This is a genomic window from Arthrobacter bambusae, from assembly GCF_022606295.1.
GTDB classification, from domain to species: domain Bacteria; phylum Actinomycetota; class Actinomycetes; order Actinomycetales; family Micrococcaceae; genus Arthrobacter; species Arthrobacter bambusae_A.
Genome location: NZ_JAHHZS010000065.1, coordinates 1 through 7,789 on the forward strand (window position 1 = coordinate 1; position 7,789 = coordinate 7,789).

The 7,789-nt window shown below is 64.8% G+C and carries 8 protein-coding genes; 5 read left to right on the forward strand and 3 right to left on the reverse strand.

Going from position 1 to position 7,789, the window contains the following annotated elements:
- Positions 1-173 precede the first annotated feature (173 nt).
- From KNN17_RS21710 to KNN17_RS21720, 3 genes are read left to right on the forward strand one after another with little or no spacing between them, the layout of a single operon-like run.
- Positions 174-1,304: a cupin domain-containing protein gene (locus tag KNN17_RS21710; RefSeq protein WP_241710924.1), complete on the forward strand. Its 1,131-nt coding sequence runs from the start codon at positions 174-176 to the stop codon at positions 1,302-1,304.
- Positions 1,301-2,128 carry a fumarylacetoacetate hydrolase family protein gene (locus KNN17_RS21715; protein ID WP_241710926.1) on the forward strand — a complete coding sequence of 276 codons (828 nt, stop codon included), beginning with the start codon at positions 1,301-1,303 and terminating at the stop codon, positions 2,126-2,128. The genes KNN17_RS21710 and KNN17_RS21715 overlap by 4 nt, the downstream gene beginning before the upstream one ends.
- Entirely contained in the window at positions 2,128-2,859 is a 732-nt protein-coding gene (locus KNN17_RS21720) for a maleylpyruvate isomerase family mycothiol-dependent enzyme (RefSeq protein WP_241710928.1), read from the forward strand. The genes KNN17_RS21715 and KNN17_RS21720 overlap by 1 nt, the downstream gene beginning before the upstream one ends.
- Before the next feature lie 155 nt (positions 2,860-3,014).
- On the opposite strand, the gene KNN17_RS21725 is transcribed toward KNN17_RS21720, so the two are convergent.
- Positions 3,015-3,479, reverse strand: coding sequence for a DUF4383 domain-containing protein (locus KNN17_RS21725; RefSeq protein WP_241710930.1), 465 nt, complete (start codon positions 3,477-3,479; stop codon positions 3,015-3,017).
- Positions 3,480-3,778: 299 nt separating this feature from the next.
- On the opposite strand from KNN17_RS21725, the gene KNN17_RS21730 reads away from it, so the two are divergent.
- Positions 3,779-5,110, forward strand: coding sequence for a cell division protein PerM (locus tag KNN17_RS21730; RefSeq protein WP_241710932.1), 1,332 nt, complete (start codon positions 3,779-3,781; stop codon positions 5,108-5,110).
- Positions 5,111-5,140: 30 nt separating this feature from the next.
- Here KNN17_RS21730 and KNN17_RS21735 read toward each other — a convergent pair whose 3' ends face one another.
- Positions 5,141-5,563: a hypothetical protein gene (locus tag KNN17_RS21735; protein ID WP_241710934.1), complete on the reverse strand. Its 423-nt coding sequence runs from the start codon at positions 5,561-5,563 to the stop codon at positions 5,141-5,143.
- Positions 5,564-5,601: 38 nt separating this feature from the next.
- Here KNN17_RS21735 and purN point away from each other — a divergent pair, with 38 nt between their 5' ends.
- Positions 5,602-6,174, forward strand: coding sequence for a phosphoribosylglycinamide formyltransferase (purN, locus tag KNN17_RS21740; RefSeq protein ID WP_078106033.1), 573 nt, complete (start codon positions 5,602-5,604; stop codon positions 6,172-6,174).
- Positions 6,175-6,214: 40 nt separating this feature from the next.
- Here the strand turns inward: purN and KNN17_RS21745 are convergent, their stop codons facing one another.
- Positions 6,215-7,453 carry an IS110 family transposase gene (locus KNN17_RS21745; protein WP_241710937.1) on the reverse strand — a complete coding sequence of 413 codons (1,239 nt, stop codon included), beginning with the start codon at positions 7,451-7,453 and terminating at the stop codon, positions 6,215-6,217.
- Between the last annotated feature and the right edge of the window lie 336 nt (positions 7,454-7,789).

Consider the following 7,789-nt stretch of genomic DNA (forward strand, 5'->3'; position numbering starts at 1 on the left):
ATAGGTGTCGTTTTGAGGGCCCATAACGACAACAAATGCGAGTCAGTTGGGTCAGTCCGTGAGCAAGGTGGGACAGGTGATTCTGGCTAGCAGAATATGCTGGAGATCACTTGGGGGCCTCCCTAGGGTCAGGAGTACGCCAAAACTGTCCCGCACCCATCGAGGAGGCCCCTGTGTCCATCAGCGCCGATAGCACAACACATGAATCGGTCGCGGCCGCGCATGCGGTTCCTAAGCCGACTCCCGAAGAAGCTGCCCAGCTGGAGCAGCTGTATAAGGATTTCGAGGCCGGGAACCTGATTCCGCTCTGGACCGAGATCGCGGACCTGATGCCGATGGTGCCGTCCCCGAAAGCCGTGCCGCACGTGTGGCGCTGGAACGATTTGTATCCGTTGGCTGCCCGTGCCGGGGACCTGGTTCCCGTGGGCCGTGGCGGGGAGCGCCGTGCCATCGCGTTGGCCAACCCGGGCCTGGCCGGCACGCCGTATGCGACGCCGACCTTGTGGGCTGCCATCCAGTATCTGGGCGCGCACGAAACGGCCCCGGAACACCGCCACTCGCAGAACGCGTTCCGCTTCGTCGTCGAGGGCGAAGGCGTGTGGACCGTGGTGAACGGGGATCCGGTGGCGATGCGCCGGGGTGACTTCCTGCTCACGCCGGGTTGGAACTTCCATGGCCACCACAACGACACTGACCAGCCGATGGCGTGGATCGACGGACTGGACATCCCGTTCGTGCACTACGCGGACGCGGGATTCTTCGAATTCGGGACCGAACGGGTCACGGATGAGGCCACCCCGGACGTCTCCCGTTCCGAGCGGCTCTGGGCGCACCCGGGCCTGCGCCCGCTCTCCGGGCTGGATGACACCACCAACTCACCCATCGCGGCCTACCGCTGGGAGCACACCGACGCAGCACTCCGCGAACAGTTGCTTCTTGAGGACGAGGGCCACCCCGCCACGGTGTCCCAGGGACACGCCGCCGTGCGCTACACCAACCCGACCACCGGCGGGGACGTCATGCCCACCATCCGTGCCGAATTCCACCGCCTGCGGGCCGGGGCTTCCACCCAGGCCATGCGCGAAGTCGGCTCCAGCGTGTGGCAGGTCTTCGAAGGCACCGGCACCGTGGTGTTGAACGGGGAATCGAAGGTCCTGGAGAAGGGCGACCTCTTTGTTGTGCCGTCCTGGCAGGAATGGTCCCTGCAGGCCGAAACGTCGTTTGATCTGTTCCGCTTCAGCGATGCCCCCATTTTCGAACGACTGAACTTCAACCGCACGTACATCGAAGGACGCAACAAATGAGACTCCTCACCCTCCGCACTTCCGCCGGAACGACGACGGCGGTCCGCCAGGACGGCGACACCCTGACCGAGATCGACGGGTTCTCCGACGTGGGCGCCCTCCTGCAGGACCCCGCCTGGGCGGCCATCGCGGAGGCGGCCAACGGCGCAACGCACGCGTACGACGGCGCCGACCTCGCCGCCGTCGTGCCCTCACCGGGGAAAATCATCTGCGTCGGGCACAACTACCGCAACCACATCAAAGAGATGGGCCGGGAAATCCCCGAGTACCCCACGTTGTTCGCGAAGTACCAGGAATCGCTGATTGGTCCCAACGACGATCTGGCGCTGCCGCAGGAGTCGGACACCGTTGACTGGGAGGCCGAGCTCGCCGTCGTGATCGGCAAGAAAGGCCGGCGCATCAGCGAGGCGGACGCGGCCGACCACATCGCCGGGTACTCGGTGCTGAACGACATCAGCATGCGCGACTACCAGTTCCGTACCGTCCAGTGGCTGCAGGGCAAGACCTGGGAGAAGTCGACGCCATTCGGGCCTGCCCTGGTCACCAAGGACGAGTTCACAGCCGGGCCGTTGATGACCTCGGCCGTTGACGGGGAGATCCAGCAGCAGACCCCCACCGGGGACCTCGTGTTCACGCCCGAATTCCTGGTGTCCTACATCTCCACCATCATCACGCTGAACCCGGGCGACGTCATCGCGACCGGCACCCCCGGCGGTGTGGGCCACGCCCAGGACCCCAAGCGCTACCTCCAGGAAGGCCAGCTCCTGGTCACCACCATCGAGGGCCTGGGCCAGCTGAACAACCGCGTGGTCAAGGAAGCCTGATGGTCGCCCGCCAAGACCTCACCACCGATCCGGGCCTGCAGGAACAACTCCTGCAGGCCCGGCGCGGGACCGCGTTCTTCGCCCGCAAGCTCAATGAACTCAGCGATGCCGAGCTCGACGGCGGTTCGCTGCTTCCCGGCTGGACGCGCCGTCACGTTGTAGCACACGTGGGCTACAACGCCCGGGCGATTGCGCGCTTGGTGGACTGGGCCTCGACCGGCGTGGAGACTCCGATGTATCCCTCCGTTGCGGTGCGGGATGAGGAGATCAACTTCGGTGCCACGCTGTCTCCCATCGCGTTGCGTAACCTCTTTGACCACTCCGCCGTTCACCTGAGCGTGGAATGGCGCGACCTGCCCGACGACGCCTGGCACCACACAGTCCGGACCATCCAGGGCAGGGAAGTCCCGGCGTCGGAAACGGTCTGGATGCGCACCCGCGAAGTGTGGGTGCATGCCGTGGACCTCGACAACGGAGCATCGTTTGCTGACATCCCGGCGGCTGTCTTGGAACGGCTGCTGGCCGACATCACCTCGGCCTGGGCGGCCCGCGGGTCCGACGCCGGGTTGTTGATCAAGGTCAGTGGCACGGACCGCACCTTCGGCGATCCGGACGCCGCCGTCGTGGTCGCCGGGCCTCTTGCCGGCGTCGTGCAATGGGCCACCGGACGCGGGACTGACGGCGTGACCGCGGGCGCCGGGCCGGTGCCGGCGGCACCCAAGTGGATCTGACGGCGTCGGGCACAAAGAAGGTTGGCACAGCCCCCGGCTTCTTCACCGCAGGAACTGCACCAACCGCTTGTATGACTATTCAGATTTGGTTGTAGATCCTACCCATTGGCGGCTCCTATAATCCCGGGCTCACTTAATCCGGGCTTTGAATAGGGCTACTTTGCGTCGTCAGCCAGGTGACGTGAAAACATCCAGCCGGCGGCGACCATCAGGATGCCCAAGACCATGAACGTCCAGTTGTCGAGCGTGTTCAGCGACAGGAAATTGGCCGCCGAATCAACCCCGACGCTCAGTCCATACACACTGAGCACGATGTACAAGGCACCGAAGCTCATCAGGGTATTGCGTGCGCTATGGCCGCCCGAGCGGGACATCGCCCAGCTGGTTCCACCGATGAGCAACTGCACAATGTTGAGCAGCAACGACACTTGGAACACGCCCAAGAGCATTGCGCGCGAATCCGGCCCGAAGAACTGCAATTCCCCGTACCGCATGGTGATGCCCGGAATGAATCCGAGAAGGCCCACCAGCGCCATCAGAATACCTACACCCATGCCGATGTTCTGGATGTCCGTCCGTCCGAAGTGAACACCGTGTGCATGGGGGGTTGCGGTAGTCATTACGCCCTCCATCCACCTATTGCGAACAATCCAATTTTACGTCTGGCATATGCAAAAAGCGCTCGGATCGGCCCGGGCCCCGACGGCCCCGACGACGCCGCCCCGGCCCGCCGCCCCCGACGCTCGCTCACTTATGTGCGGTTTTTCCTGGACGCTCGCTCACATGTACGACGGCGGCCCGGCGGAGGTGAGCGGGCGTTGGCCCGGAGGGCCCCATAGGTGAGCGGGCGTTGGAGGATTGGCGGGGCGTCCGGGCGCCTGCCGGGTGAGCGGGGCGCGCCGTGGCACGATAGAACACGATGAAACTGCGCGCTGATCAGACCGGTAACCATGGCCTGCCCATGCCCTTGTGGCTGCAGGGTGCCCTTGAGTCGGCCCAGGCCGCCATTATCTCCGCGCTCGTGGTGGTCTTGCCGCTGATCGGCGTCTGGGCTACTGACGGATTCCAGAACCACACCATCGATTTCCTGGCGCGCTTGGCTGGCCAAACGTGGCTGCTTGTCCACGGCGTGCCGCTGCAACTGGCCACAGTCAACATGGGAACCGCGAGCCTACCGGGTTCCGGCATGCTGTCCCTTATCCCGCTCGGACTGACTCTGGTCCCGTTCCTGCTGGCCTGGCGCGCCGGCCGCAGGCTGGCCAGGGCCTCCTACACGGACCAACTGTGGCAGGCATTCTTCGGAGCCTTGCTTGTTTATGGGGCGTTCGGCGCGGCCACCGGATTCGTGTGCCGCACGCAGGACATCGTCATCAACATCTGGTTCGCTGCCTTGCTTCCGCTTATCCCGTTCGGCCTGGGCATGGTGGTGGGCGCCCGCCGCGAGTCCGGCTCCTGGAGCAGGCTCATTGGCGTCGACGCCGTCGATTGGCTCGCACGCACTAGCCAACATTCACGTTGGGCCGGGTCCTACTTTGGTTCCGCCATCAAGGCCGGATTCGTCGCGATCATGGCCGCCATGACGCTCGCGGCGATGTTGCTCGCAGTCGACCTTGTCATGCACTGGACGGACATCATCGCCGTTTACGAAGGCCTGAAAGCCGGTGCCCTCGGCGGAGGCGTCCTGACCATCGCCCAGCTCGGCTACCTGCCCAATCTGGCGGTTTTCGCTTTGGCTTGGTCCTCCGGGGCCGGGTTCTCCCTCGGTGTTGGATCGCACGTCGGCCCGCTTGGCACCGCCGTCGGGCCCTTGCCCGCCATTCCCGTCTTCGGCGCGCTGCCCACTGGGCAACTCGACTTCGGTGCCGCGGCCCTTGCCGTTCCGGTGATCGCGGGTCTGCTGGCCGGCTGGTGGTTCCTGCGTGCGGGGGAGAACCACTTCGACGAATGGCTCTCCATCAAGATCAAGGCGCGCTGGTTCACGGCTCCTGTTTCCACGCTGTTCCTCGGCGCGCTCGTCGGGGCTGTGGCCGGGGCTTTGGCGGGGGGCCTCGCCTGGCTGGCGCGCGGCTCCGCAGGGATCGGGCGCCTCACCGAGATCGGACCGGACCCGCGGTGGACGGCAGTCTGGATCGCCGCGGAGGTGGGGATCGGCGTCGTGATCGGTTATTGGGTGGGGCCTTGGCTCGAGAGGCGGCAGAAGCTCCGCGAAGCGGATCTCGATGATGCCGTGTACGACGGCGACCGCCGCTAAGGCGCCCGCCTCACCTCGGCTTGTGCCCGGCTAGCGCAATCCGGAGGGAATGGAGTTCTGGAAATCGAGCTGGCACGAGGTCTGGGCGTGGAGAGTCAGCGCGCCTCGTGCGCAGTCCTCCAGGGTGCGGATCTGCTGGAAGAAGACGACGGCGGTGAGCACCAGCAGGCACATGATGGCCGTGACAACCAGCCCGGAAATGGTGCCGAACAAGACGATGCGCGGTTGCTTGAACTTGATGGTGCGCACAAGGACCACCACTCCGAGCACTCCCGCGACGACGGTGAGGATGCCACTGAGCCAGACGTAGCTGATGTTCAGGATGTAGACGAAGATGGCGCCGAGCACCGTCAGCAGGAAAGTCCTGAACAGCGTCCGGGTAACGGCAAGCGCTGATTTGGCAGCCTCGCTCTGTGGCTGGTGCTGCGGGGTGGGTCCAACGCCGGAATTCATGTTTTCCAGCCTACGCGAGCCAGCCATAAGCTAGTGCAATGCGCATTGTTGTCCTCGTCTCCGGCACCGGTTCCAACCTCCAAGCAGTTATCGACGCCGTGAAGGCGGGCGAGCTGGACGTTGAGATCGCAGCCGTGGGAGCTGACCGGCCCGGTACCTACGGCGTGGAACGTTCCGCCGAAGCCGGACTGGACACCTTCGTGGTGGACTTCAAGGACTACGCGGACCGGGCGGATTGGAACGCCGCGCTGACCAAGGCCGTTGCCTCGTACGATCCGGACGTGGTGGTTTCCTCCGGGTTCATGCGGATTGTGAGTCCGGAATTCATCGATGCCTTCGGCGGCAAGTACCTCAACACGCACCCCGCACTGCTTCCGGCCTTCCCGGGTGCCCACGGTGTCCGCGATGCCATGGCTTATGGCGTGAAGGTGACTGGCTGCACCGTGCACTGGGCCGACGCTGGCGTGGACACCGGCCCGATCATCGCCCAGGAAGCCGTCGACATCGCCCCGGACGACACCGAAGATACCTTGCACGAGCGCATCAAGGTTGTGGAGCGGCGGCTCCTGGTCCGGACGCTCGCAGAGCTCGCGGCGGGAAAGCACGCCTGAGTCCTCCGTTTGGCCCAACTAATACAAAAGTAGGGGTGGATCAGGCTGCGGTGACCGGAGTGATCGTGACGTCGTAGCCGAGGCTGTTGAGCTGCTTGATGGCGTTGTTCTTGGCGCGGGTCGGGTTGATGCGGGTGAAGTGGTCAGCTCCGGGCTCGTTGTAGCACTCGCCGTTGGCGAGCATGTGCCAGGCCGCGGTGAGGATGGAATGCTCGACGGCGACGAGGGCTTTGTTGCGTCCGCTTCGGGCCGTGATGCGGTGGTATCTCGCGGCGAGGTAGGTGTTCTTGGACCGTGCGGCCGCCATAGCCGCGATGCCGAGGGCTCCCTTGAGGTATTTGTTCCCGGGCAGGATGTGCGCGGATTTGATCCGTCCGGCGGATTCGTTCGCGCCGGGACAGACGCCGGCCCAAGACGCGAGCCGGGCGGGGGTTTCGAACACGGCCATGTCCGCTCCGGTTTCGGCGATGATCACCTCGGCGACCCTGCGGGAGACTCCGGGGATGGCGGCCAGGGCTTCCCTGGCGTCGCGAAAGGGTTCCATCGCCTCCTCGATCCGTGCCGTGAGGGCCTCGATGACCCGGGTGTGGGTGTCGATCTGGTCCAGGTGCAGGCGGGCCATGAACGCGTGGTGGGGTTTGAACCGGCCGGTGAGCGCGTCGACGAGGGCCGGGATCTTCGAGCGCAGCATGCCCCGGGCCATCCCGGCCAGCACCTCTGGGTTGCGTTCTCCGTTGATGAGGGCCTCGAGGATGTTCCGGGAGGAGACCCCTGTCAGATCCGAGACCACCGAGGAGAGCTTGATCCCGGAACTCTCCAGGAACTTCTCCAGCCGCTGGATCTCCCGGGCCCGGTCGCGGGTGGCGATCGCACGGGCCCGGGTCAGGTCCCTGAGCTCACGGATCGGTTCCGGCGGCACGAACGAGGCCCGCAACAACCCGAAAGCGGCCAACTGCGCCAGCCAGGCCGCGTCGGAGACGTCCGTCTTGCGGCCGGGGATGTTCCGGGCCGCCTTGGCGTTGACGAGCATCACCGGCAGCGTCTCCTCCATCAGGTAGTAGAAGGGCTTCCAGTAATCACTGGTCGCTTCCATCACCACCGTGCTCACATGTTCGCGTTCCAGGAACTCACGCAGCTCCAGGATCTGATGCGTGTTCGCGGCCCAGGTCGTAACCGTTGATGTGTAGGTCCCGGCCCGCGGGCCCGGGACCCGCACGCAGACTTTCGCGTCGCGTTTGGAGATATCCAACCCCGCGGCCCGCTCGTGAACAATGTCCATAACGACTTCCCTCCAACACCCTCAGACGGCCATCTACTGTGTCCGTCTCGGGGAGGACAGGGAAAATATTCAGGAATCTAATACCCGTGCTTCAAAGCAACAATCCACGGTTCCCGTGGAAGTCCTCCACGCCACGCTAACTCACGGACTCAAGGCACCAAGTTGGGTCGGCGTTCACCGAGACGAACACCTCCATGATCACCGAGCCGCCCGGAGAGAGCCAGAGTCTTGGTGAGCCAGACGCATACTTTCCCGGCCCACGGCGCACCAGCGGCGCTCATCCGCTAACTCGCAGTAGGTGTCGTTTTGAGGCTCGAAAACGACATCTAATGCGAG